Annotated in this window: 19 protein-coding genes; 3 read left to right on the top strand and 16 right to left on the bottom strand. The window is 51.5% G+C overall.

The window, feature by feature from the left end; genetic code table 11:
* Positions 1 to 9 precede the first annotated feature (9 nt).
* The 5 genes from KI362_RS01945 to KI362_RS01925 are packed head-to-tail and all read right to left on the bottom strand — an operon-like array spanning position 10 to position 7,204.
* On the bottom strand, positions 10 to 1,512 hold the full coding sequence (locus KI362_RS01945; RefSeq protein ID WP_301624453.1) for an ABC transporter substrate-binding protein: 1,503 nt from the start codon (positions 1,510 to 1,512) through the stop codon (positions 10 to 12).
* Positions 1,502 to 2,398, bottom strand: coding sequence for an ABC transporter ATP-binding protein (locus KI362_RS01940; RefSeq protein ID WP_301624451.1), 897 nt, complete (start codon positions 2,396 to 2,398; stop codon positions 1,502 to 1,504). The genes KI362_RS01945 and KI362_RS01940 overlap by 11 nt, the downstream gene beginning before the upstream one ends.
* Before the next feature lie 3 nt (positions 2,399 to 2,401).
* Positions 2,402 to 5,308 carry an ABC transporter permease gene (locus KI362_RS01935; RefSeq protein WP_301624449.1) on the bottom strand — a complete coding sequence of 969 codons (2,907 nt, stop codon included), beginning with the start codon at positions 5,306 to 5,308 and terminating at the stop codon, positions 2,402 to 2,404.
* Positions 5,308 to 6,402: an efflux RND transporter periplasmic adaptor subunit gene (locus tag KI362_RS01930; RefSeq protein WP_301624447.1), complete on the bottom strand. Its 1,095-nt coding sequence runs from the start codon at positions 6,400 to 6,402 to the stop codon at positions 5,308 to 5,310. Before KI362_RS01930 ends, KI362_RS01935 begins: the two co-directional genes overlap by 1 nt.
* On the bottom strand, positions 6,362 to 7,204 hold the full coding sequence (locus tag KI362_RS01925) for an ABC transporter ATP-binding protein (protein ID WP_301624445.1): 843 nt from the start codon (positions 7,202 to 7,204) through the stop codon (positions 6,362 to 6,364). The genes KI362_RS01930 and KI362_RS01925 overlap by 41 nt, the downstream gene beginning before the upstream one ends.
* A 186-nt stretch (positions 7,205 to 7,390) precedes the next feature.
* On the opposite strand from KI362_RS01925, the gene KI362_RS01920 reads away from it, so the two are divergent.
* The gene (locus KI362_RS01920) at positions 7,391 to 8,995 is read left to right on the top strand and encodes an S-layer homology domain-containing protein (protein WP_301624443.1); all 1,605 of its coding nucleotides are present in this window, start codon (positions 7,391 to 7,393) and stop codon (positions 8,993 to 8,995) included.
* Positions 8,996 to 9,164: 169 nt separating this feature from the next.
* Here KI362_RS01920 and pyrE read toward each other — a convergent pair whose 3' ends face one another.
* From pyrE to pyrR, 7 genes are all read right to left on the bottom strand, one after another.
* Positions 9,165 to 9,806, bottom strand: a complete 642-nt coding sequence (pyrE, locus tag KI362_RS01915) for an orotate phosphoribosyltransferase (protein ID WP_301624442.1) — start codon at positions 9,804 to 9,806, stop codon at positions 9,165 to 9,167.
* Positions 9,803 to 10,537: an orotidine-5'-phosphate decarboxylase gene (gene pyrF, locus KI362_RS01910; RefSeq protein ID WP_301624440.1), complete on the bottom strand. Its 735-nt coding sequence runs from the start codon at positions 10,535 to 10,537 to the stop codon at positions 9,803 to 9,805. The genes pyrE and pyrF overlap by 4 nt, the downstream gene beginning before the upstream one ends.
* 93 nt (positions 10,538 to 10,630) lie before the next feature.
* The gene (carB, locus tag KI362_RS01905) at positions 10,631 to 13,843 is read right to left on the bottom strand and encodes a carbamoyl-phosphate synthase large subunit (RefSeq protein ID WP_301624438.1); all 3,213 of its coding nucleotides are present in this window, start codon (positions 13,841 to 13,843) and stop codon (positions 10,631 to 10,633) included.
* The gene (gene carA, locus KI362_RS01900; protein ID WP_044479254.1) at positions 13,830 to 14,984 is read right to left on the bottom strand and encodes a glutamine-hydrolyzing carbamoyl-phosphate synthase small subunit; all 1,155 of its coding nucleotides are present in this window, start codon (positions 14,982 to 14,984) and stop codon (positions 13,830 to 13,832) included. Before carA ends, carB begins: the two co-directional genes overlap by 14 nt.
* Positions 14,985 to 15,040: 56 nt before the next feature.
* Positions 15,041 to 16,333 (bottom strand): dihydroorotase, encoded by a 1,293-nt coding sequence (locus KI362_RS01895; RefSeq protein ID WP_301624434.1) that lies wholly within the window; start codon positions 16,331 to 16,333, stop codon positions 15,041 to 15,043.
* A 27-nt stretch (positions 16,334 to 16,360) separates the two neighbouring features.
* The gene (locus KI362_RS01890) at positions 16,361 to 17,272 is read right to left on the bottom strand and encodes an aspartate carbamoyltransferase catalytic subunit (protein ID WP_301624433.1); all 912 of its coding nucleotides are present in this window, start codon (positions 17,270 to 17,272) and stop codon (positions 16,361 to 16,363) included.
* A 1-nt stretch (position 17,273) separates the two neighbouring features.
* Positions 17,274 to 17,819 carry a bifunctional pyr operon transcriptional regulator/uracil phosphoribosyltransferase PyrR gene (pyrR, locus tag KI362_RS01885; protein ID WP_044479257.1) on the bottom strand — a complete coding sequence of 182 codons (546 nt, stop codon included), beginning with the start codon at positions 17,817 to 17,819 and terminating at the stop codon, positions 17,274 to 17,276.
* Between the two features lie 1,259 nt (positions 17,820 to 19,078).
* On the opposite strand from pyrR, the gene KI362_RS01880 reads away from it, so the two are divergent.
* Complete coding sequence (locus tag KI362_RS01880) at positions 19,079 to 19,207, top strand: hypothetical protein (RefSeq protein WP_301624431.1); 129 nt, start codon at positions 19,079 to 19,081, stop codon at positions 19,205 to 19,207.
* Between the two features lie 377 nt (positions 19,208 to 19,584).
* On the opposite strand, the gene KI362_RS01875 is transcribed toward KI362_RS01880, so the two are convergent.
* From KI362_RS01875 to lspA, 3 genes are all read right to left on the bottom strand, one after another.
* Complete coding sequence (locus KI362_RS01875; RefSeq protein WP_301624430.1) at positions 19,585 to 20,838, bottom strand: LL-diaminopimelate aminotransferase; 1,254 nt, start codon at positions 20,836 to 20,838, stop codon at positions 19,585 to 19,587.
* 270 nt (positions 20,839 to 21,108) lie between these two features.
* Positions 21,109 to 22,062 carry an RluA family pseudouridine synthase gene (locus KI362_RS01870; RefSeq protein ID WP_301624429.1) on the bottom strand — a complete coding sequence of 318 codons (954 nt, stop codon included), beginning with the start codon at positions 22,060 to 22,062 and terminating at the stop codon, positions 21,109 to 21,111.
* Positions 22,059 to 22,553 carry a signal peptidase II gene (gene lspA / locus KI362_RS01865; RefSeq protein ID WP_301624427.1) on the bottom strand — a complete coding sequence of 165 codons (495 nt, stop codon included), beginning with the start codon at positions 22,551 to 22,553 and terminating at the stop codon, positions 22,059 to 22,061. Before lspA ends, KI362_RS01870 begins: the two co-directional genes overlap by 4 nt.
* Before the next feature lie 239 nt (positions 22,554 to 22,792).
* Between lspA and KI362_RS01860 the strand changes: the two genes are divergently transcribed.
* Positions 22,793 to 23,512 (top strand): TraR/DksA C4-type zinc finger protein, encoded by a 720-nt coding sequence (locus KI362_RS01860; protein WP_301624425.1) that lies wholly within the window; start codon positions 22,793 to 22,795, stop codon positions 23,510 to 23,512.
* A gap of 115 nt (positions 23,513 to 23,627) precedes the next feature.
* Here KI362_RS01860 and KI362_RS01855 read toward each other — a convergent pair whose 3' ends face one another.
* A complete protein-coding gene (locus KI362_RS01855) occupies positions 23,628 to 24,002 on the bottom strand; it encodes a DUF5665 domain-containing protein (RefSeq protein WP_301624423.1) in 375 nt (124 codons plus the stop codon).
* Positions 24,003 to 24,064: the final 62 nt, after the last annotated feature.

The raw sequence follows: 24,064 nt of genomic DNA, 5'->3' as shown, positions 1-24,064 counted from the left end.
TCATATTAGTTAAATTCCCGTATTCCCGGTATCCTCCGGAATAAACGGCGTTCCATCTTCCTGGAACAATGTTTTTGGATTAAGCTTGATCTCCTGAAGCATGGAATTGCCTTTCTCGGACCAGGCCTTCAGAGCTTCAGCCGGCGTCTTCTTGTTCTCAAGCACTTCCTGGAAGTAATTACGGCCCATACTGTTTATACTATACAAACCCTGCTTCTCCATCATCAGACTTTCCAGCTTCGAGTCGGTCGGCGGTACCGGCTTCAACAGGTAGAACGCCTGAACATTGTAATCGAGACCTTGTTTGGGCTGGATATAGGATTTGCGAGATACCATCTCATAGGTGTTGCTGCGGGATTTCAGCTTGGCGAACTCTTCGCCATTGATGAACTTGATGAATTCCCATGCGGAATCAGCATTTGGTGCGCTGCTGTTGATGGAGAAGGTGTTATTCAGCCAAATATTCCCGCCCATATCCGGTTTCTCCGGATGCACAGGCACGGTAACTACATCCCAATCGACCGCCGTGAAATTTTTAATCTTCGAGGCATTGTTATTAGCATCTGCAACTTCATTGATGTAGTAGCTCTCTGCCACCGTCATAGCTACCTTACCGGACAGGAACAAATCACTGCTGATCGCTGTCCATGGCTCGGAGTAGTCGATATTGTTGTTGTTAGGGATAACTTCATCCTTCGCCAGCTTGCTGACCGTCTCCCAGACCTTTGTCCATTGCGGTGTATCCACGGTCATAGTCTCAGCTTTATCATCGAACGTTTTTAACTGCAGCGTATTTAAATAGTTATTTTGCATATCCCAGTAAGGATCATTTCCTTTGTAACGGTTAAATGCAAATCCGTATACACGGTCATTCCCTTCGCCTTTTGCTACTAATCGCGCTTTATCAAAAATTTCGTCCCAGGTCATTTTATCTGTAGGAGGTGTGACCCCTGCATCCGTGAACAGCTTCTTATTATAGAAGAGCGCTGAAGAAGAGAAGGAAGGAGTGAGGGCATATAAATTCCCGTCTCCTAAATCCTTGATCCCCTCGATTACCGACGGAACATAATCCGTTGTATCAAATTTATCTTCCTGTATAAGCGGATCCAACTGCTTCAAAAGATTCTCGGCAATCAACTGCTTCAACGTAGATGTATCGGCAACGACCACATCAACCGGATTGCTGCCTGTCATAATTTTCTTCATGCTCTCCAGGTAATCAGGCTGCACATATGGCTCTGACCCGTCATTGTAGCGGTATTGGTTCTGATCAATCGCAGGAACAATTTCAATCGTAATATTGGAGTTCGCATATTCAAAAATATCCGTGTATTGCTGGCGGAAATAGGAGTCATCCGTACTGCCGTAGAGGACCCCGATTCTCAGCACCTTCTCTTCTTGTTGTTGTGCGGATTTGCCGCCCGTACATCCAGCTAGCAAACCCATCACTACCATAGAGCTAAGCAATACAGAACCGATTTTTTTCAGCTTGCCGAATCCCTTATGACTCATTCGTATTCTCCCCCTCTAAAGTTTTTGGTGCTGTAATAATGATCTTATCCCCTTCAAATTCCATGCTTGCGCGTCCGCCAATCCCAATGGCTTCAAGATATTCCTTCGGAACCTGCAGACGGCCGACGCGATCGACCACGACAAAAGCCTCGTGCACCTCTTGCAGCGCACCTGCTCCCGAATCGATGGAGGCCAGATCCAGATTCGGATTCCGCTTGACGAACTCGGTGCTTGTAAGTCCGTCTCGGATGGCTACCACACGGTCCACTTTGCCGGCCAGAGCCAGATCATGAGTAACAATGACGATAGTGATCCCAAGCTCGCGGTTAACCTGCCGGAAAATATTCATAATCTGGTCAGAGGTCGCTGTATCGACCGAGCCTGTCGGTTCATCCGCAAGCAGCATTTTCGGACGATTGGAGAGCGAGATCGCAATAGCTACCCGCTGCTGCTCCCCCCCGGACAGCTGATGCAGCTTATTGTGCATTCTGTCCTTCAGTCCGACCCATTCGAGCAGTTGCTTGGCATAGGCACGGTCCAGCTTCCCTGTCAGCAGCATCGGCATCTCCACATTCTCCAGGGCTGACAGATAAGGAAGCAGGTTGCGGGCATTATTCTGCCAGACAAATCCGACCGTATTGCGTTTATATTCCACCAACTGATCATCTCGGATCTTGAGCAGATCCCAGCCTCCGACATTAACCTGGCCGGCAGACGGGCGGTCAAGTCCGCCCAGAATGTTGAGCAGAGTTGACTTGCCGCTGCCGCTGTTGCCGATAATCGCCATCATCTCACCCTGCTGGACATTCAGGTTCAACCCCTGCAAGGCCACTACCTCGAGATCTTCTGTTTTAAAAATTTTAACTAGTCCTTCGCAATGGATCATACCTTACCGCTCCTCTCCCATCTTCACGGCCTGATGCACGCGCAGTCTGCGGATTTGCCAGAACAGGAGCCCTGCTCCCATCAGCAGCATCACGAACACGACGACATATAATTTCAACGTATCGGAAGAGTTGAAGATAATTCGGAACGGCGGCACCTGTGTAGTTACATTGTCCGCTGTCTGCAGGAACGGCAAGTATAGCTTGCCGGCAACCTTGCCGATGACAATCCCTAGTATAATCGATAGTCCTGCTGTGAGCAGCTGCTCTGTAAGCAGCATGAACGTCAACTGTCTGCGGGATAAGCCCATCGCCCGCAAAATACCGAATTGTACGACCCGGCCAGACAGATTGAAGAACCAATATAATACGTATCCGATCAGTGATACGATAACAGATACCATAAAGCCCAAACTTAGAATCCCGAATACCCCGCCCCTGGTCGGGTGCTTGCTCTGGGTCGCTAGCTCACTGCGAACATCCTTCACAGAATAGAGGTCTACGCCCTCCTCGGCCAGCTTCGTAACCAGCGGACCCACCTTGGCATCGGGCTCCATCTTCAGCCATACCTCGTAAGGGGTGAGCGGGGACTGATCGTAAATATAGTCAAGATTGGCAATAACAAACGGCTGTTCATCCGGATACTGACTTGGCCAATAAGGCAGAATGCCGTAAACTGCGAATTCGAGCGTAGCCTCTCCCAGCGATACCGTAAACACATCGCCTGGCTTGAGCTGATATTTCTCAGCCAATCTGGAAGGCACCAGCGCTGCGCTCTCATGCATTCCCAGCAAGTTCAGATATTGATAAGGGTGAGCCGGGAACAAGTCATTGCGGAACCAAGCCACTTCGGCAAATTGATCGTTGTCTATCCCCATCAAATTCCCTTGCCCGGCTGATTTCCCGGATATAATGATGTTCGCCTTTGTCTGCAATACTCTTGCAGCGTGCTCCACTCCTTCAAGCTTGCGGAACACTTCAAACGGAGGCTCCGAGTAGATCAGCTTCGCCGGCTGCTGTCCCTGTCCGCCGCCTTGGCCTCCACCACCTTGGCCGCCACCGCCGCCGCTTCCGCCTCCATTACCACCGTTGCCGCCTCCATTACCTCCGCCGTTATTTCCACCCTTCGGAGGGTTCTTCGACAGCTCGGGAGTAGCCTCCCATACCGTCTGCATCACAACGTCGGCACCGTACTTGTACAGTGTCCGCTCGGTGGAGTTCAAGTCGATCGTTCTTGCAGCCGAGGCGTTATAAACACCTAGCCCTAGCGTCAGAACGAGCAAAATCATGAGCGGATAGTATGAAGATGAAGAACGTGATAATTGCGTCAAGCTTAAATAGTAAGGGACCGGAAGCCACTTCTTGCCGATCCAGCCGATCAGCTTCAGAATCCACGGGAACACACGCAGGAAGAAGAGTCCGATAGAGAAAATTGCCAACGCGGGTACGAAGAATAGAAATGGCTGTACCTGCAGCTGATCTGTCGTCATACCCGTCTGGAAGGTCAGCATTTGCCGTTCATAGAACAAATAATAACCGTAACCCGCCAGGCCCATCAGCACAATATCGATGAACCAGCGCTGCCATCCCGGTCTGCGATCAGATCTCGCCTGCTTCTGCTTGGCATTCACGATCGAAGCTCTTGCATAGGATACCGCCGGAAGCACCGTCGCCAGAATCGCAATAATAACTGCGGCAGCCCCTAGCAAGAGAGCGTCGGCATTAAACCCGACCGGAATCGATTTGCGGTTGACAAAGGCCAGAAACCCGTCCGCCGAGCCGATGCTTTTGGACATAAACCATCCGAGAAGCGGTCCGGCAATTAAGGCAACGGCTCCGAGAAGCAGCCCCTCCAGCAAATATATGAATATAATCTGCTTTGTGGAAGCACCCCGGCTGCGCAAAACGGCAATATCGCTTTGCTGCTTATCCAGAGACTGGCGGGCATTCATCACGATAAAATAGAAGACCATGGCAATCATCGGCGCCGCCAGTGTAAACAACATGGTTTGCATTTGCAGGCTTTGCCTGCGGAAATCATCCAACAAGCTGCCGAAGGAGAGATCGACCTTGGTGTCCTTCAGCTTCTGGTATAGCTCGACATTCAGTCTCTCCAATGTGCTGGACAGCGGAGAGAGCTGCCCCGTCTTGATCTCGCGAAGATCAAAGGCGTAGTACCAGCTTGAATTATGAAGCGGAATGCCAAGCTCATTGAGCAGCTTCCCGTTAAAGGCCTGCTCGCTGACATAGAATGTATTCATCATGCCTTCGTAGCCCTGGTACCAATAAGGATCGCTCTCATTTTCCGGAACGAAGGTGCCTACGATTTTTACTTTCAAAGTAACATCGACACCGCTGTATACCGGGTATTCCATCACATCGCCGACGTGAAGATCCTGACGGTACATCGCCTCTTCAAGCATCAACGCCTCAAGCACGTCTCCGCCTGCTGCTTCTGAGAACAACTGTCCTCCCGTTATCGAGATCCGGTCTCCCAAGCCGCTCATCGAGACGATGCCCATCGTACGAGTACGGCTGGCATCCACCTTGGTCGGATCCTCCGGATATACCTCAGTACCACGGATTGACCGGGAGTTAACATATGCTTCATACGGGAACCCAACCTGCTCAGGCACCTCCGAAGCTATGTATTGACTGACGGCTTCCAGTCCGGACAGGTCCGTCTTGGTTCCGCCAGGAGCCTGATAGCTCATAATAAGCGAGCCGGCAGGGAGCCCTTCGCTCTCCGCCTGAAGCGTGCTGGAGACCACCCTTTTCAGCGACCCGTCCGAATACATCGGTATACTCACCGTAAACGAAACAGCTACGATCAATCCCAATAGCGTACTGAGCGTCAGCCATTTCGTATTCCACATTTTTCGAAATAATAGCCGAAGCAAAGGAACTCCCATTAGCGACCCACAACTTTCTGTCCCGGCTCAAGCCCTTTAATGATTTCGACATCCGTCGAGGTCTGCATGCCAACCTCCACATCCGCCTCCCGTTTCGAGCCGTCAGGCTCTGCCACCTGGACGTAGGTTCTTGATCCGATGGAGCGAAGCGCAGAGATCGGAATCAGCGTTGCATTCTCCTTCCGTTCGGTCACAATGGATACGCTAAGCTGCCGCCCGCGCTCCACATCAGCAGGCCACTTATCCAGCTCCACAATCAGATACTTATCTGCCGTATCCTTCTCGGGCCCCATGCCCCCCTGATTTCCATTATTGTTCGAGTCGCTGGTCGTGACAGGCATCGCCTTGACCTTACCCTGGAACACCCCGGCAGCATTAATGTCCACCTGCGCATTCATCCCGACTGCCAGCTTGGTCAAATCCTCCTTGGCAAAAGAAGCCGCTACAACCAGTGAAGACGTATCGGAGATAATGCCCAGCGATTCATATGCCTTTATCGTTCCGCCCTTCTGAGCGGTCATGGAGACAATCGTGCCTGAAAATGGCGCACGCAGTGTACCGTCGGCAATTTTCTGCTCCAGATCGACCAGCGCCTGTCGCTGCTCTTCAAAGACGATGGATGCTTTTTCGAACTCAATCTCATCCATCTCATCCTTCGTTCGAAGCGTTTCCTTCATGGATAGCTCCTGCTGACGGAAATCGAGGCGTTTCTTGCGAAGATCCTTCTCCAGCTCCTTCACATCCAGCACGATCAGAACATCGCCCTCGCTGACTTTATCGCCGGCCTTCACCTTCACTTCCTGGATATGAAGCCCGTCCTCTGTAAAATACAGCGGCTCTTCGCGCTGGCTCATAATTTTACCGACAGCACTAACCTTCAGTTCGATCGTCTCGGATCGCACCTCGTACTCCGGCTTCTTAGAGATAGTAGGAGGCGTAATGACCGGAAGGACCTCCTCCTCATCCTCGTTCGGGAGCAGTGAACAGCCTGTAGCTGCCGTTGCAACGGCCAGACAGATTGACATCACTCCCAGCATTCTGCGGGCGCCTTTCCTACTTCCCGATAAATTTTCCATCCACCATTTCGTAAACATGGTCTGCAACCTCCAAAATTGTAGGATCATGAGTTGTCATGCAAATTGTCATATGCTCGGTATGAATGATATTTCTAAACACAGCCATGACCTGAGCGCCCATCTGGGAATCCAGATTCGCCGTCGGTTCGTCCGCCAGCAGCAGCTTCGGCTTATGGGCGATCGCCTTGGCAATCGCAACCCGTTGCTGCTCCCCGCCTGACAGCTCGAACGGCCGATGGAACATCCGCTTGCCCAGACCCACCAGTTCCAGACAGTGGGCTACCCTTTGCTTCCATTCACTCGAAGGAACGCCAGCCATCCGCAGCGAGAGTTCGACATTCTCCCAAGCCGAAAGTAAAGGAAGCAAGGCATACGCTTGAAAAATAAACCCGATATCATGTCTGCGCATGAGCGTGCGCCTGTCATCATTCAGCTCATGCATCGGCTGTCCACGGAACAGAATCTCCCCCGAGGAAGGCTGATCAAGGCCGCCGAGCATATTCAATAGCGTCGTCTTGCCGGAGCCGGACCGTCCCTTTAGCATGACGAGCTGGCCAGGTAATACCTCCATGTTAATGCCTTTCAGGACATGGATTTCTCCACCGCCAACCGGAAAGGATCGATGAACCTCCCGAACAGACAGAATCGCCCCCGTCTCAAGAGGAACCGGTACTGCCTTGTCACCTGGTTCATGATCGACGGGTTTATCGGAATGCTCCTCCTCGAGCAAATCTTCCGCTTCCGTCACGTCTCCCTCCGAATGCTCGGACAGTGAAGCTTCATCTCCACGCCTTGTACTTTTGCGAAGCCACCCTATCATCTTTTATCGTTCTCCTTTATGTATCACTCATGTCATGCATTATAAACGAAAAAACATGCCAAAAAGTTACAATGTATTTTACGATATTGAGATTTAATTTCCATATTTTTATCACTGATAGAGTCTAGCATTTTTGGTAGAATTATGGAAGTTATTTATTTCCTAAATGTGAGGCGGACTTTATTCATGAAATTTCTTCGCGTTGTACTGCTGACTGTACTGCTCGGCATAGCATTCCTTCCAGCACAAGCCCCGGTGCTTGGCAGCGGCCTCTCTTTTCGGGATCTGGATGGCAGCTATGCCAAAGAAGCTATTATTTCATTAACTGAAAAGAACATTATGAAAGGAACCTCGGCATCTACCTTTTCTCCTGCTCAATCTATTACTCGTGCAGAATTTCTAGTTACCCTTAACCGCCTGCTGGGACTTGAATCGGTTTCATCGGCCGTTGCATCGTACAAGGATGTAAAACCAAGCGACTGGTACTACTCAGCCATTCAAGCCGCAACCGGGGCCGGGCTCACTGAAGGCCTGGGGGGTGGAAGGTTTGCGCCCAAGAATGCGTTGACAAGACAGGAGGCGGCCATTTGGCTGCAGAAGATCACCGGCACTTCTTCCGCCTCATCGGTGGATATCCAACGTCTGGAATTCCGGGATCATGCGGCAATCTCTTCCTGGGCCAGCGGGGCTGTATATGCGATGGCCAAGCTTCAGCTCATGCAAGGAAACGAAGGAAAATTCGAGCCGCAGCGGGCGTTGTCCCGGCAGGAGACCGCTGTCATTTTGGACCGATTGCTTCAGAACACGGTCTGGTCAAGCAAGCTTGCCGCCAAGGTGCCCGATAGGGTCCAGCTTGGCTGGCAATACCAGCAGAGCAATGCCGAATTCAAGCAATCCGTGCTGTCATCCAATGTGAATGTACTGTCGCCAAGATGGTTCTTTCTCGATGCGGACGGCGGAATCTCGGATAGCGGGAGCAGCGAGCTTGTCAGTTGGGCGCATCAGCATGGAAAGAAGGTATGGGCCATGTTCGGCAACCGGCTGAATCAGGAAAATACCAAAGCTTTACTAGCCTCCCCCGCCAAAACATCAGCTGCAATCACAAAAGTGGTTCAACTTGCCCAGAAATACGGCCTGGATGGAATTAACCTCGACTTTGAAAATGTAGCCCCAGCAAATCGCAAGGCCTTCACCTCCTTCGTGACCGAGCTTGCCAAGCAGCTTCACGATAAGGACATTACATTATCCGTCGATGTCTCACCGGATCTGGGTACGGATTGGACCGAAGCGTTCGATTATGCAGCAATTGGCAAGCAAGCCGATTATGTCGTTCTAATGGGGTATGACGAGCACTGGAGCGGAGGGGAAGCAGGCCCGGTCGCTTCGCTGCCTTGGGTGCAAAGCGGCTTGGATACACTGCTTGAGGAGGTTGAGGCTTCCAAGGTGATCCTCGGCATGCCGCTTTACACAAGAGATTGGACAGTTAACCCCTCGGGAGCTGCACAGAGCTCCGAGGATCTGAGGCTCGGGGAGCAAACGCAGCGAGTTACTACGTTTGGCCTACGTCCTAGCTGGAACAGCAAACTGGGCCAATATGTAGCAAGCTATGTCTCTGGCGGGAAGACCCATCAAATTTGGTTGGAGGACAGCCGCTCCTTATCTTCAAAATACAGCATGGCCCTGGAGCGAGACGTCGCCGGATTTGCCTACTGGCACATTGGGGGAGAGACGTCCGACATCTGGCCTGCTCTGCGGAATGCGGCCAAGTACCACACATTAAAGCAGCCCTGATTAATAGGAACAAGCCCGCGCGTGACTGATGCGGGCTTGTTCTTGTATACCTGCTATTTCGGAATAACCGGATAACAGATCTCTGTCACCCAATTCTCCGGGTTGGGATCGATAGCCGGACTGACATGATAAATCGAAAACATTGACTCGGCCTATAAAAATGTATGATTTACTGTCCGAACGAGCTTGGATCCTCCCGCCAGGACTTCAGCAATGCCAAATCCTCCGGCTTGATCAACCCTTGCTCCACCGCTACCTCGATCAGTGCTGAATAGTTAGACAGCGTCTGCAGCACAACCCCTGACTCTTCAAAGGCTTGCGCAGCCTTATCCAACTGATAGCTGAAAATAGCCAAAACTGCCAACGGCTCGGCTCCTGCCTCGCGGATTGCCTGCGCTGCTTTAATAGAACTGCCTCCAGTGGAGATCAGATCTTCGATGACGATCACTTTCTGCCCCGGCTTAATCAACCCTTCGATTTGATTCTCCTTGCCATGGCCCTTGGCCTTGTCCCGGACATAAGCCATAGGCAGACCCAGCTTCTGAGCGGTGAAGGCGGCATGCGGAATCCCTGCCGTTGATGTTCCAGCTACAACCTCCGCTTCCGGATATCTCTCCGAGATCACCGCTGCAAAAGATGCTGCGATCAGATCCCGAATCTCAGGATAGGACATCGTTAGTCGGTTATCGCAATAGATCGGCGATTTAATGCCTGATGTCCAGGTAAAGGGCTGGTGCGGACGCAGGGCTACAGCACCAATTGAGAGCAGCCCTTCTGCGATTTGCCTTGCAATATTTTCCGTGTTCATCATGCTTCCATCATCTCCCCAATAATCTGTTCCGCCGCTTCGCGCGGTACGGCTGCCCCGGTAATCGGACGCCCGATTACCATATAATCTGTGCCTGAACGTACGGCTTCCGCCGGCGTCAGGGTGCGGGATTGATCTCCCCGGCTGCTGCCCGCAGGACGGATGCCCGGCGTCACCGTAATAAAGTCTTTGCCGCAATGAGCCTTAATCGCAGGCACTTCAAGCGGCGATGCCACCACGCCATCAAGCCCGGCCTCCTTTGTCAATGAGGCATAAGACAATACGGCTGACTCCACGCTTCCCGGAATACCGATCTCCCGGTTCATCGTCTCTTGATCTGTACTTGTAAGCTGGGTAACACCAATCAGTAAAGGTCTTGCTGCTGAGTGATTATCAAGCGCTTCAAGCACGCCTTCCATCGCGGAAGCCATCATGCTCTTCCCTCCGGCGGCATGAACATTGAACATATCTACCCCAAGGCGGGTGATGCTGTTTGCGCCTCCTTTCACCGTGTTCGGGATATCATGGAGTTTTAGATCCAGAAATACCTTGTAGCCGCTTGCTTTCAGCTCCTTGACAAAATCCGCTCCGGCCGCATAGAAAAGCTGCATTCCCACCTTCATATAGCAAGGGATCCCCTCCAATTCACGGATCAAGGTCTTTGCTTGCTCAGCCGAAGAATAATCCAGTGCCACCATCAGCTTGCCCGCGGCCTCGCTGTACGATAACGACATTCTTTCTCCTCCCGTCACACCTGCGGCTCCGTTGCTTCTTATAGCTTCGGAGCCGCAGGATCTTATATTGGGTTTTAATCAACTATCCGATTATTACAGGCTCGGCATCGCCTGGGACGAGAAGTTGATCGTCTCCAGCATATTCAGCAGTGCCCGCACCGTATCGAGCGAAGTCATACATACGATGCCGTTCTCAACCGCTTCCCGGCGAATCCGGAAGCCGTCGCGCTCCGGTTCCTTGCCCTTGGTCAAGGTATTGATGACAAAGTGAGCCTCGCCGCTGCGGATCAGATCAAGAATATTCGGCACGCCTTCGGTCAGTTTGTGAACCGTAGTCACGCGTATGCCTGCTTCTGTGAGCGTTGCAGCCGTGCCTTCGGTCGCGATGATTTTATAGCCCAGCTTGTAGAAGCCCTTCAACAGCTCTACCGCTTCTTCCTTATCTTTATCCGCAACCGTGGCAATGACAGCCCCGGTGGCCGGAATCTTCATCCCCGCGCCGATCAAGCCCTTATACAATGCCTTTGCATACTGAGGATCACGGCCCATAACCTCGCCTGTTGATTTCATTTCCGGTCCAAGTGTCGGCTCCACTCTGCGCAGCTTGGCGAAGGAGAATACCGGTACCTTGACCGCCACCTGCTTGCTCTCCGGCCAGAGTCCATCCTGATAGCCCAAATCCTTCAGCTTCGTTCCGAGGATACATTTCGTAGCTACATTCGCCATCGGAATATTGGTGACTTTGCTCAGGAACGGTACCGTCCGGGAGGAGCGCGGATTCACTTCGATAACGTATACTTCATCTTTGTAGATGACGAACTGAATGTTAACCAGACCCACGGTTTTCAGTTCCTTGGCAATCTTCATTGTTATTTCGGTGACTTTGCTTTTCAGTTCCTCTGACAGATGCTGAGGCGGATAGACCGCAATGGAGTCGCCCGAATGGACGCCTGCGCGTTCTACATGCTCCATGATACCCGGGATCAATACGGTCTCTCCGTCGCAGATCGCGTCAACCTCTACTTCTTTACCGAGCATGTACCGGTCAATCAGTACCGGATGCTGCGGGTTGATGTTCACCGCTTCTTTCATGTATTTCAGCAATTCTTCATCGGAGTAGACGATTTCCATCGCCCGGCCGCCAAGTACATACGACGGACGAACCAGCACCGGATATCCGAGCGATTGGGCGGTTGCGGCCGCTTCCTCTACCGAGGTAACCGTACTGCCCTTCGGCTGCGCGATGCCCAGCTTGGAGAGAAGCGCCTCGAACTTCTTGCGATCCTCCGCTTCATCGATGCTGTCCAGACTCGTTCCGAGAATCCGCACACCTGCCGCTTGCAGCGGAGCCGCCAGATTAATTGCGGTCTGTCCTCCGAACTGTACGATCACACCGACCGGCTGCTCCTGCTCAATGACATTCATGACATCCTCGATGAAGAGCGGCTCGAAGTACAAGCGATCCGATGTATTAAAGTCAGTGGACACCGTCTCTGGATTGTTGTTTATAATTACTGCCTCGTACCCGGCCTTTTGAATGGCCCATACGGCATGAACCGTGGAGTAGTCAAACTCAATGCCTTGCCCGATTCGGATCGGACCGGAGCCGAGGACCACAATCTTTTCTTTATTCGTATGAATGACTTCATTTTCTGTCTCGTAGGTCGAGTAGTAGTAAGGCGTAGACGCCTCGAACTCGGCCGCACAGGTGTCCACCATTTTATAGACCGGCTTCAGCCCCCGCTCCTTGCGGAATTGGGTAACGCTTTGCTCGGTCAGATGGGTCCCCTGCGGTTGTCCCGCCGCCCGCAGTTCTGCAATGGCACGGTCGGTGAATCCAAGACGCTTCGCTTCAAACAGTGTCTCGTAGTCCAGTTCGCGCTCAGCAGCAATGTTGCGCTCGAACTGTACGAGCCGCTCAATTTTGTCCAGGAACCACCAATCCACTTGCGTCAGATCCTGAATTTGCTGGAGCGTATAGCCTCTGCGGAACGCTTCGGCGATCAGGAACAGCCGCTCATCATCCGCTTTAATGAGGCGTTGATTCAGCACCTCTTCTTCAAGCAGGTCGGCCCCCTTAAGATACAAACGGTGGGTGCCAATCTCCAGCGAACGAACCGCTTTTTGAATCGACTCTTCAAAGGTGCGTCCAATCGCCATCACTTCCCCGGTCGCCTTCATCTGCGTGCCGAGCTTGCGGTTGGCATGGACGAACTTGTCGAACGGCCAGCGTGGAATTTTGCTGACGATATAATCAAGGGTCGGCTCGAAGCAGGCATAGGTCTGTCCGGTTACCGGGTTCACGATTTCATCCAGGGTATATCCCAGTGCAATCTTAGCCGCCATCTTGGCGATCGGATAGCCTGTCGCCTTGGATGCGAGCGCCGAGGAGCGGCTTACCCGCGGATTCACTTCAATCACATAGTATTGGAAGCTCTGAGGATCCAGAGCAAACTGTACGTTGCAGCCGCCTTCAATGTTCAGAGCGCGGATGATCTTAAGCGAGGCCGAGCGAAGCATTTGGTACTCCCGGTCAGACAGCGTCTGGCTTGGAGCTACAACAATACTGTCCCCGGTATGTACGCCAACCGGATCAAAGTTCTCCATGTTGCAGACGACAATGCAGTTGTCATTTGCATCTCGCATCACCTCATACTCGACTTCCTTCAAGCCTGCGATCGATTTCTCGATCAGGCACTGCCCGATCGGGCTGTAACGGATACCTGAGGCAACGGTCTCTTTAAGCTCACTGACATTCGCGCAGATTCCCCCGCCTGTTCCTCCCAGCGTGTAGGCCGGACGAACGATAACCGGGTAGCCGATCTCTTCCGCAAACGCCAGAGCCTCCTCCACCGTGGTAATAATTGTACTTTCCGGAACCGGCTGCTCCAGCTCGCGCATCAGCTCGCGGAACAGGTCCCGGTCTTCCGCCTTTTCAATGGAATTCAACTGGGTTCCGAGCAACCGGACATTTTCGCTCTCCAGTACGCCTGCACGGGCAAGCTCAACAGCCATATTCAGACCCGTCTGACCGCCGAGCGTCGGCAGAAGCCCATCCGGACGCTCCTGGCGGATGATCTGGGTGACGAAATCAAGCGTGATCGGTTCGATGTACACCTTATCCGCCATATTTGTATCCGTCATGATCGTTGCAGGGTTGCTATTGATCAAGACAACCTCTACGCCCTCTTCTTTCAGCGCTTGGCACGCTTGCGTACCGGCATAGTCAAATTCAGCGGCCTGACCGATCACGATCGGACCGGAGCCGATGACGAGAATTTTCTTGAGATCTTTATTTATAGGCATGTACTTGTTGCTCTCCTTTCGCGATGGAGATCCATTTCGTTTGACGCGGCTTCTGTGGATGCTGACGCTTATGTTCGCGAATCATCTCGATGAAGCGGTCGAACAGATATCCGTTATCATGTGGTCCAGGCGCGGCTTCGGGGTGGTACTGTACCGAGAATGCCGGATGCTTCGTATGCTTGACGCCCTCTACAGTCTTGTCATTGTTATTAATATGGGTAACGACCAGATCCGTCCCTTGCAGTGAAGCCTCGTTGACGGTGTAGCCGTGATTTTGCGATGTAATATAGCAGCGCCCGCTTTCCAGCTCTTTAACCGGGTGATTTCCGCCGCGATGTCCGAATTTCAGCTTTTCCGTATCTGCTCCGCAGGCCAGCGACAGCAGCTGATGGCCCAGGCAGATGCCGAAGATCGGATATTCACCAAGCAGCTCGGAGATCATTTCCACAGCATAAGGAACGTCTTTTGGATCGCCAGGGCCGTTGGATAGCTGAATGCCATCCGGATCAAGCCGGCGAATCTCCTCGGCTGTCGTATTATGCGGGACAATGACCACATCGCAGTCACGCTTGTTGAGTTCTCTCAGGATGCCGCTCTTGGCCCCAAAATCCACCAGAACGATCCGCTCCTTCGAGCCCGGGCTGCTATAGACATGCGTGGTCGAGGTGCGAGCCACCTGATTACGAAGCTCATCTATACTGGTTAACTTCATTTGCTCCTGTAATTCCGCCACCGACTTCGCCGAGGTTGTGATAATCCCCTTCATCGTACCGTGCTGGCGGATAATCCGGGTCAGCATGCGGGTATCAATATCGCTGATACCTGGAATCCCGTATTCCTTAAGTAAGTCTCCAAGGCAGTACTGCGCCCGCCAATTACTTGGCGAAGGCTCGTAGCGGCGGACGACAAACCCGTGGATCGACGGGGCAATCGACTCGAAATCGTCGCGGGAAATACCGTAGTTGCCGATCAAGGGATAGGTCATTGTCACGATTTGCCCGCAATAGGACGGATCGGACAGAACCTCCTGGTATCCTGTAATTCCGGTATTAAATACGACTTCGCCGGTCATTTCCGCTTCTGCGCCGAACGAGAGTCCGGTGAACAGCGTGCCGTCTTCCAACAACAATCTTGCCTGCATCTTGCAGCACTCCTTTACGTGTATGTTCTAAATAAGCCCATGCTTTCTTAATTAACTTAATTTTCTCTGAAAATAATGCGGCCTTGAACGACAGTCATAACAGGCCAGCCCGAGAGCTTCCAGCCGCCAAACGGCGTATTGTTCGACTTGGATTCAAATTGCGCCGGATTGACTTCCTGTTCCTTCTCCAGATCAACCACCGTCAAGTCTGCAGGTGCGCCGGCTTGCAGACGGCCTGCGCTTAGCCGGAATACATCGGCCGGTGTTTCCGTCATTCTTTTGACCAGAAAATCCAGGCTCCATCGGCCGGTCTTGACGAATTTTGTATACAGGAGCGGGAAAGCTGTCTCGAAGCCAACAATTCCGAACGGCGCTTGAAGCATCCCTCTAGCTTTCTCCTCCGCACTGTGGGGCGCGTGATCTGTAACGATCATATCAATGGTTCCATCCTCCAGCGCCTGGATGCAGGCCTCCACATCACGCCGTGACCTTAGCGGCGGATTCATCTTCCAATTGGTATCCAGCCCTGGAATATCCTCTTCTGACAGGATCAGATGATGAGGACATACCTCTGCGGTTACCCGAATTCCAATTTCCTTGGCTTGCCGGATCAACCTGATCGACTGCTCCGTACTGACGTGGCACACATGATAGTGCACGCCCGTCGCTTCAGCCAGCAGAATGTCTCTTCCGACATGGATAGCCTCCGATTCATTCGGAATCCCCTTCAGCCCATGGCGCTCGGCGAAGGAGCCCTCAGCGACCGGTGCCCCGACCACCAGCGAGTTATCCTCGCAGTGCGCGATCACCGGCATATCCAGTGAAGCCGCCAGTGCCATGGCATCCTTCATCATTTGAGCGCTTTGCACGCCTACACCATCATCGGTATAGCCGATTGCACCAGCTTCTTTCAGGGCGGCAAAGTCCGTCAGTTCCTGTCCTTGCTCCCCTTTCGTGATGGCTGCATAAGGCAGCACCTTCACTAACCCGGCTTGCCGGGCCTTCTCGCGAACGAAGCTTACAACCTCTGCATTGTCGGTAACAGGCTTCGTGTTCGGCATGCAAGCGATGGTTGTGAATCCTCCCTTAGCCGCAGAACGCGCTCCCGTCTCAATCGTTTCTTTATGCTCGAAGCCCGGTTCCCGAAGATGGACATGCATATCAATGAAACCTGGTGTAACCAGCTTGCCAGCAGCATCGATAACCTCAGCTCCGGTATTCTCCGTTAGTTCCGAGACACTCTCTCCGAACTTGACCTCTTGAATGATTCCATCTTTCACTACAATATGTCCTGTAACCAATTCGCCTGCTTCATTCAGAAGTCGGGCATTATTTATGATAAACAGCATCTTATATCACCCTCGCTTTCGAAATGTCTATTTTAACGCTCTCTCCATTACAGCCATCCGGATTGGAACCCCGTTCGACATTTGCTGGAAGATCCTCGACTGTGCGTGCTCTACAACCAGATCGTCAATCTCGACATTTCTGTTCACCGGCGCAGGATGCATGATAATCACGTGCGGCGGCAGCAAGGCGGCACGCTCTTCCGTGAGGCCATACTCCTGCCGGTATTGATCCGCGGACTTCAACAATCCCTCGGCATGGCGCTCAAGCTGGACCCGCAGCATCATGACCGCATCGGCGCACAGCGCTTCCTCCATGGGCACATATGGAGCGTGTACCGCTAGCTCCGGTGCTTGCATACTAGGCGGGGCACAGAACTTCACCTCGGCGCCGAATTTTTGCAAAGCCCACAGATTGGAGCGCGCGACCCGGCTATGCTTGATGTCACCGATGATCGAGACCTTGAGTCCCTTTAGCTCACCAAAATGCTTGCGCATGGTGTACAAGTCGAGCAGCGCTTGTGTCGGATGCTCGTTATTTCCATCCCCGGCATTGATCAGCGGTACCGATACACGCTGGGCCAAATCTGCCAGCAGGCCGTTTGGCTTCAAGCGGATGACTCCGGCGTCTATACCCATCGATTCCAGAGTGCGGACAGTGTCATAAATGGACTCTCCTTTTTCCACACTGGATGCGGCCGCCGCAAAGTTCAGCACTTCGGCACCAAGTCTTTTCTCGGCCATTTCGAAGGAGAAGCGGGTACGGGTGCTGTTTTCAAAGAACATATTGGCTACAAAACAATCCTTTAAAATCGGTGTCTTCTTCTCAGTCCGGCTTTCCCAATAAGCTGCGCGATCCAAGATGGAACTGATCTCCGCAGCGCTCAATTCTTTCAGACCAAGGAGGCTGTGTTCCTTCAAGCTAGAGGATGTGATCGTCATGTTACTCATCCCCCCGTGCCTGCAAGATTCTGACCAGATCGGTTCCGTCCGTCTCCTGCAGCAGAACCTCAATTTCCTCCGATTTGGAAGTTGGCACATTCTTGCCAATGTAATCCGGTCGGATCGGCAGTTCCCGGTGACCTCGGTCAACAAGCACGGCGAGCTGGATCGAATCCGGACGCCCTGCGTCCATAATCGCATCCATCGCAGCCCGGATCGTTCTGCCTGTATACAGGACATCGTCCAGCAGAATGACCTTCTTACCTTGCACGGATACGGATAATTGAGCTGATGCGCTATTCTTGCCTTGTTCTGCCCGATCATCACGATAGGAGGTTACGTCAAGCTCCATCCATGGGATCGCTGTTCCCTCAATCGCCTCCAGGCGTTCGGCCAGGCGCTGTGCGAGATATACTCCTCTTGTCTTGATTCCGGCCAGAATGCATCCTTCAACACCGCTGTTGCGTTCAAGAATTTCATGGGCAATCCGGGTCAACGCCCGTTTCATTGCCATTTCATCCATGATCATATGACTCTCGTTGCTCATTGGAATTAGCCTCCCCAGAGAATTCCTCATCCAGGTCCGTGATTGGCCACAAAAAAACTCCTTGCCGCATTCAGGCAAGGAGTCGCTGGTCATAGTGTCCCACTATGACAATCATGTAGGTCCAAGGCATAGCATGCCGCTTCAGGCATATCTATCCCCAACCTCATTCACGTTACCTTGCCAGCCTCACGGGACTGAATTAAAGGTTCTTATTGATTTACATGAATTATGACAGACCCGTGAGCGCCTGTCAAGCAGACCCTATTTGGCAATATGGCTGCGTGCTCCCTGTGAAAGGCTATAAAATTCATTAATGATACTAATAAATATACATTACAATTAATATTTATTCAATCCATTCACTTAATTATTTTTCCCATCCCGTACAGATTTTCTCCAGAACAAAAACACCCTAAAGATCTTGATCCTTAGGATGTCCTTCTACTGAGCTAAAAAAACTACGAAGAAAACGCTCCATCGTCACAGTTTCGTGCAAGTGCGCAGCACAATGCTTTAACAGCAATAGAAACCGGATTAATGATTCTGCGTGTCGGGGCAACGTGTGAAGTGTGCTTACGATCGCTGTTGTTCGCGGATTCCTTTGATTAAATAAAATCTGAAATTGTAGGAATCCACTCACAAAGGCGAACGCTTTCGCTTCTACAGCACACTTCACACTTTTGCCTTTTACGCAGGCTCTTCGGCTTTAAATGTGCCTGGATGCACTATTGTAGCTCCCCCTCCGTACGTCAGAGGCATGGAAAAATGCACCAGAATCAACTTTCCTAGCTTACAGGCTCGTTCATTCAGCATAGCATCTTGATACCTGATGCATTACAACAGTAACTGCGCATCATTGCACCTCCAGCGGGTAGCTGGATTCAGTAAAATGGCAACAAAGTATGTATACGCACACACCTCGCATCATGAAGATCTCACACTGCGTAAAGCTCCCAATGTACGGTGCTTCACAGCATGACGACGGTTGGCAGACCCTATGCATATACGGATCACACACATGCAGTGAAAAAAGTTACTCTAAATATAGGTAAAATGGTGGGAATGCGGATATAGTGAAATTTTTGTACTTAAAGTAGACTAAAACGTAGGTTTGGCTAGTTACTGGAGATCTAAGGTAAGTTTTTTCACTAAATGTGGGTTCGAGCGTCGAATGCTAAATTTAAGGTAAGTAATTTCACTGGAGCATGATGGAATGAGACTGGATAAGTGGGATGAGTAAAGCTTGGAACAAGACTGGAATGCGTAGTCGAATAACGAAGTTCCGCGTTCTGCGCAAGATCGAAGCAACGTGCGACTGGGCGCAACTTCAGGCGCTCAGTGTTCCATTGGCAATTCGTAAAGTGAATCGCGCAGGCTTCCATTTGTGATGCCTAGCCTAAGGAGAGCCTGCAACAGGGGAAAGTTTGGAGGAGGCTTGCGGGGTGTATCCTGCTTGCGTCCACAGGCGGCCAATTTACTGTAATGCATGTGGGCGCAGGCACGTGCAAACTGCATTTCAGTTAAACTCCAAAGGCGAAGTGAACAGGGCATAAGTGTGAATTGTGCTGAAGAAGCGTCAGCGTTCGCCTTTGTGAGCGGATTTCTCCCTTGTTTGAACTTGGTCAATCATAGAAATCCGCGAACAACAGCGATCGTAAGCACACTTCACACGTTGCCCCTCTAACCCGCCCTCTAAATGTTTAACTGTTTTCCGCTATTGCACACTTTCCCGCTTGCAGGCCGCAGTCACTCGCCAGAATGCTGCCTAGAACACAAACTTCACTCCGCCAAGGCGGCGCTTGATCTCTTCGATCACCTGCTTCTCGGCTTCAATACCGTTAGCGGCAAAGGTTACAGAAAAACGGACGTAATGCCCGGCATCATCCCAAGGCACGGTCGAGATCAGCTTCTCACAAATTAAATATTGAGAGAATTCTTCCGCAGATGCGAAGGACGGGCCTCCCTCCACGCCTTGCGGAGCTTCGACATAAAGGAAAAAGGAGCCTTGCGGTTTTTTCGCCTTGAAGCCTAATTCATTCAGCGCCTCGACCAACAGATTGTGACGCCGCGAATACTTCTCCGCAATCTTCTCGGTAATCTCCGGCTTTGACAGTCCATATGCCGCCGCCTTCTGAATGGCGATAAACTGTCCTGAATCATTATTGTCCTTCACATCGCTAAATGCCTTAACAATCAAGGGATTCCCGGCGACAAATCCGATTCTCCAGCCGGTCATATTATACGACTTGGACAAAGAATGCAATTCGACGCCCACCTCTTTGGCTCCGGGAACGGACAAGAAGCTGAGCGGCTTAAGGCCGTCATAAGTCAGAGCAGCATAGGGCGCATCATGAACTACGACAATATCGTATTTCTTGGCCCAGGCCACAACCTCGATGAAGAACTCCTTTGTCGCACTAGCTCCCGTGGGATTGTTCGGATAGTTCAGGTAGATCAATTTCGCTTTTGCTGCAACTTCCTCCGGGATGGAGGACAGATCCGGAAGGAACTGATTTTCTTCCGTGAGAGGCACATGATATACTTCGCCGCCCAGATATTTAGTATGGGTTCCGAGTACCGGATATCCCGGCACCGTCAATATGGCAAGGTCTCCCGGGTTGATGAAGCAGGACGGCAGCATCGCCAACGCCGGCTTGGAGCCAATCGAATGAACGATTTCTGTAGCCGGATCAATCCCCTCCACACCAAAGACTTCCTTCAGATACCTGGAGGCTGCTTCCTTAAACTCGGGAATCCCGTTATCTGCATAACCGCGGTTTTCCGGTTTGGCAGCTTCCTCAGCCAGCTTGGCCACAATTCCGGCATCCGCCATTTCATCGGGCTCGCCCACTCCCATATCGATCAATTCGATATCCGGGAAATCCTTCCTGGCAGCCGCTTTGGCCCGCTTGATCTTCTCAAATTTATAAATTGCAGTATCCTTACCATAATTTGCTCCGCCAATTCGGTCAGCAAACTGCCGTTGGATAAACGTATCTTGATATTGCTCTATGCTCATAACCGACAACTCCTTATTCAGCTTGGAAATGCGAAACATTTTCCCTTTTTATATTGCTGGAATGCCGGTTTTTTAACAATGGATTAAACACCAGAACGTTTGTACTATTCGACTACATAGAGAGATATCGTTCATCCCCTGGTTTCTATATAAGTTGAACTATTGATTTACGTTTCGGGGCAACGTAGCTTATTTAGTTCAACTCATATAGATACAAAAAATCCCCGGCTCAGCTATCGCTACGTGCGATGCTAAGCCAGGGAATCTTCATTACCGATTTCGCAAGGAATGAAGCAATTCCTCCATATCATCAGGGAGGGGTGCCGAGAATTCTTTATACTCTCCGTTTGCCGGATGGACAAAGCCCAGTACCGCGGCATGAAGAGCTTGTCCTTGCATTTTAATGCCTTTGCTTCTGCCATACAATGGATCTCCCACAAGCGGATGTCCGATAAATTTCATATGCACCCGGATTTGGTGGGTACGGCCCGTCTCAAGCTTCAGCTCCAGCAAGGTGTAGTCGCCGAATCGCTCGACAACCTGAAAATGCGTCACTGCAGGCTTGCTGTTCCGCTCGATAACCGTGTACATTTTCCGGTCATGAGGATCCCGGCCAATCGGCGCATCCACCGTTCCTTGATCATGACTGACATGCCCGTGCACGAGCGCATAATACTTCCGGGTTACAGAATGCTCCTTCAATTGAGCAGCCAGAGAAGCGTGAGCCATATCATTCTTAGCGGCCATCAATAGCCCGGAGGTATCCTTATCAATGCGGTGAACAATACCAGGCCGCAGTTCTCCATTAATTCCCGACAGGTCCTTGCAGTGATGCATGAGCGCATTGACCAGGGTTCCGGAAGCATGTCCCGGTGCCGGGTGAACGACCATCCCGCGCTGCTTGTTCACAACGATAACATCGCTGTCCTCGTAGTAAACATCCAACGGGATCGCTTCAGGCACAATCTCTACCGGTTGAGCATCGGGAATCGTTAATGTAACCGTATCTCCGGCGTTCATTTTATAATTCGACTTTACTTGTTCACCATTGACGGCAATATTGCCATTCTCAATCCATAGCTGTATTTGACTGCGGGAATATTCGTCCCCGGTGATGGACTTGACGTATTTATCAATTCTCTCTCTGGCACTCTCCGGCTCTACAGTCCATTCCTGGCCCGTGCCTTCCTCCAGATCAAGCCAGTTTTCTTCGTTATGAGTCATACTTGCTCCTCTTGTTTGATCTCTGCTGCTTGCTGCTTCTCCCGGCGAATCTCCAAAATGGAATCCAGAATGATCAGAGCCACGCCGACAACAATGCAAGAATCCGCAACATTAAAGATCGGGAAGGTATAGGACCCGAAATTGAATTGCAGGAAATCCACAACTTCTCCGGTCAGCGCACGATCAAAGAAATTGCCGACCGCACCGCCAAGCACAAGCGCAAGTGCTGTTTGAAGCAGACGGTTGCCCGATTTTCTTATCTTAAGCATGTACCACACAATACCGATCAATACGACCGTAGTCACCACAATAAAAAACCATCGCTGGTCCTGTAAAATTCCAAAGGCTGCGCCGCGGTTCCGATGCGAGGTAATCAGGAAAAAGTTGCCGATGACCGGAATTTGTTCGTTAATGGTCAGGCTCGTTGCAATCCAATACTTCGTTGCCTGGTCAATGAGAAATGCGATCAATGCGATCAGAAAAAATATCACTCGGGAAGTCACCTCGTTAATTTAGTTATGCCTAGGGAAGATCCCGGCAGAAATAACCACTTCTAAGACCTGTATATTGTAGCACAGCGGGAAATGAGCCGTCCATGTGCGAAAGGATTTTCCTTAGGTAAAACGTCATGTCTCGGTGCAGAATAGCAGTATGACCAAAGCACCCGTGCATGATTCGCCATTCCTTCGGATTCAGTAAACGAAAGCTCGGAAAGGAGTACGATATAACCATGAGCTCAGCTAACTTGAACAACGCACAATTAGCCGAATTGAAGGACCAGCTCGAGCGGGCAGAGGCTGATCTGCGGCACAGGCTCGCAGAGCAAGAACATTATGGCCTGAACGGGTCCCTTCGTGATAATACGAGCGAGCTGTCTGCGATCGACAATCATCCCGCCGACATCGGTAGTGAAACCTTTGAGCGGGGCAAGGACCTGGCCTTGAACGAGCATGCCGAGCTGCGGCTCACACGCATTCAGGATGCCCTGGCCAAGCTGGAGAATGGCACCTACGGCTGCTGCGAGGCTTGTGGACAAGCGATTGGCTACGAGCGGCTTCAAGCCATTCCCGAGACCGAATACTGCCGGGAGCACAGCCCTCAGTCCTTTGTCTCTGCAAAACGTCCGATCGAGGAACAGTTCCTCGCCCCTCCATTTGGCCGCACAAGCCTGGATGAACACGAGGAGCAAAATGGATTTGACGGAGAGGACGCCTGGCAGATCGTTGAGGGCTTCGGTACTTCCAATTCGCCAGCCATGGCAGAGGACAACGAGATCGATGACTATAATGACATGGAGATTGAAGCCTCTGCTGAACTGGACGGATTCGTAGAGCCTTATGAATCCTTTGTTGCTACCGATATTTATGGCCAAAATGTGTTCTTTTACCGTAATGGCGTATATCGCAAGCATATGGAAGCTACAGAGCACCTGAACAGCGAGGACTCTTAGGAGGATGTTCAAAAAGTCAGCTTTTGATCACGAAGTAATTCAAGATGGTCATTCGATATCGAATCTTGCGTTCACCGAAACCTGACTTTTTGAACTCGTACTTTAAGCGGCGGCTCTAATACGTATTAAGCTCGAGCTGGCGCTGAACGATCCGCACAACATCGGCGATATAATCTCCGATGATCGGCAAATTCAAGGCCCCAAGCAACTGGAGAAGATAAATAATCGTAGCGGCAAAAAAAGTAAAGCCAATCGCAATTCCCACACCGCGCGACGTTCCTGACAGCAGGTTGAGCCAGATCAGCCGCCATGGTCTGTTCAGCAACTGCGTATATTCCGCAATACGTGATTTCTCTAATTGCTGGGTCCAGGTTAGCGTCAGACGGTGCAGCTCATTCATTTGTTGTTCCAGCTCCGTCTTCGGCCCAGTTTGTCCCTCAGCCGTACCGCCGGAGCTTCCTGATGTCCTATCCGTCTCGCCCTGCCTCATCCCGTACCTCCTCCGCAAAATGGAAACGAGCCCCAAGCAGAGCGTCCCCCTAATCAGGAGGA

This window comes from Paenibacillus apis (genome assembly GCF_018333295.1).
GTDB classification, from domain to species: domain Bacteria; phylum Bacillota; class Bacilli; order Paenibacillales; family Paenibacillaceae; genus Fontibacillus; species Fontibacillus antibioticophila.
The sequence above is the reverse complement of the archived record's forward strand: the minus strand, read 5'-3'. Positions and strand labels throughout refer to the sequence as shown.

Bases quoted from the DNA above. Each gene is read 5' to 3' on its own strand.
- KI362_RS01875 (WP_301624430.1), bottom strand. From the start codon at position 20,838: ATGAGCATAGAGCAATATCAAGATACGTTTATCCAACGGCAGTTTGCT.
- KI362_RS01925 (WP_301624445.1), bottom strand. From the start codon at position 7,204: ATGATAGGGTGGCTTCGCAAAAGTACAAGGCGTGGAGATGAAGCTTCA.
- KI362_RS01870 (WP_301624429.1), bottom strand. From the start codon at position 22,062: ATGACTCATAACGAAGAAAACTGGCTTGATCTGGAGGAAGGCACGGGC.
- KI362_RS01860 (WP_301624425.1), top strand. From the start codon at position 22,793: ATGAGCTCAGCTAACTTGAACAACGCACAATTAGCCGAATTGAAGGAC.
- pyrE (WP_301624442.1), bottom strand. From the start codon at position 9,806: ATGATGAACACGGAAAATATTGCAAGGCAAATCGCAGAAGGGCTGCTC.
- KI362_RS01895 (WP_301624434.1), bottom strand. From the start codon at position 16,333: ATGCTGTTTATCATAAATAATGCCCGACTTCTGAATGAAGCAGGCGAA.
- KI362_RS01935 (WP_301624449.1), bottom strand. From the start codon at position 5,308: ATGGGAGTTCCTTTGCTTCGGCTATTATTTCGAAAAATGTGGAATACG.
- KI362_RS01880 (WP_301624431.1), top strand. From the start codon at position 19,079: ATGCGTAGTCGAATAACGAAGTTCCGCGTTCTGCGCAAGATCGAAGCA.
- pyrR (WP_044479257.1), bottom strand. From the start codon at position 17,819: ATGAGCAACGAGAGTCATATGATCATGGATGAAATGGCAATGAAACGG.
- carA (WP_044479254.1), bottom strand. From the start codon at position 14,984: ATGCAGGCAAGATTGTTGTTGGAAGACGGCACGCTGTTCACCGGACTC.
- carB (WP_301624438.1), bottom strand. From the start codon at position 13,843: ATGCCTATAAATAAAGATCTCAAGAAAATTCTCGTCATCGGCTCCGGT.
- KI362_RS01945 (WP_301624453.1), bottom strand. From the start codon at position 1,512: ATGAGTCATAAGGGATTCGGCAAGCTGAAAAAAATCGGTTCTGTATTG.
- KI362_RS01940 (WP_301624451.1), bottom strand. From the start codon at position 2,398: ATGATCCATTGCGAAGGACTAGTTAAAATTTTTAAAACAGAAGATCTC.
- KI362_RS01890 (WP_301624433.1), bottom strand. From the start codon at position 17,272: ATGACGATCACATCCTCTAGCTTGAAGGAACACAGCCTCCTTGGTCTG.
- KI362_RS01930 (WP_301624447.1), bottom strand. From the start codon at position 6,402: ATGTTTACGAAATGGTGGATGGAAAATTTATCGGGAAGTAGGAAAGGC.
- KI362_RS01920 (WP_301624443.1), top strand. From the start codon at position 7,391: ATGAAATTTCTTCGCGTTGTACTGCTGACTGTACTGCTCGGCATAGCA.
- pyrF (WP_301624440.1), bottom strand. From the start codon at position 10,537: ATGTCGTTATCGTACAGCGAGGCCGCGGGCAAGCTGATGGTGGCACTG.
- KI362_RS01855 (WP_301624423.1), bottom strand. From the start codon at position 24,002: ATGAGGCAGGGCGAGACGGATAGGACATCAGGAAGCTCCGGCGGTACG.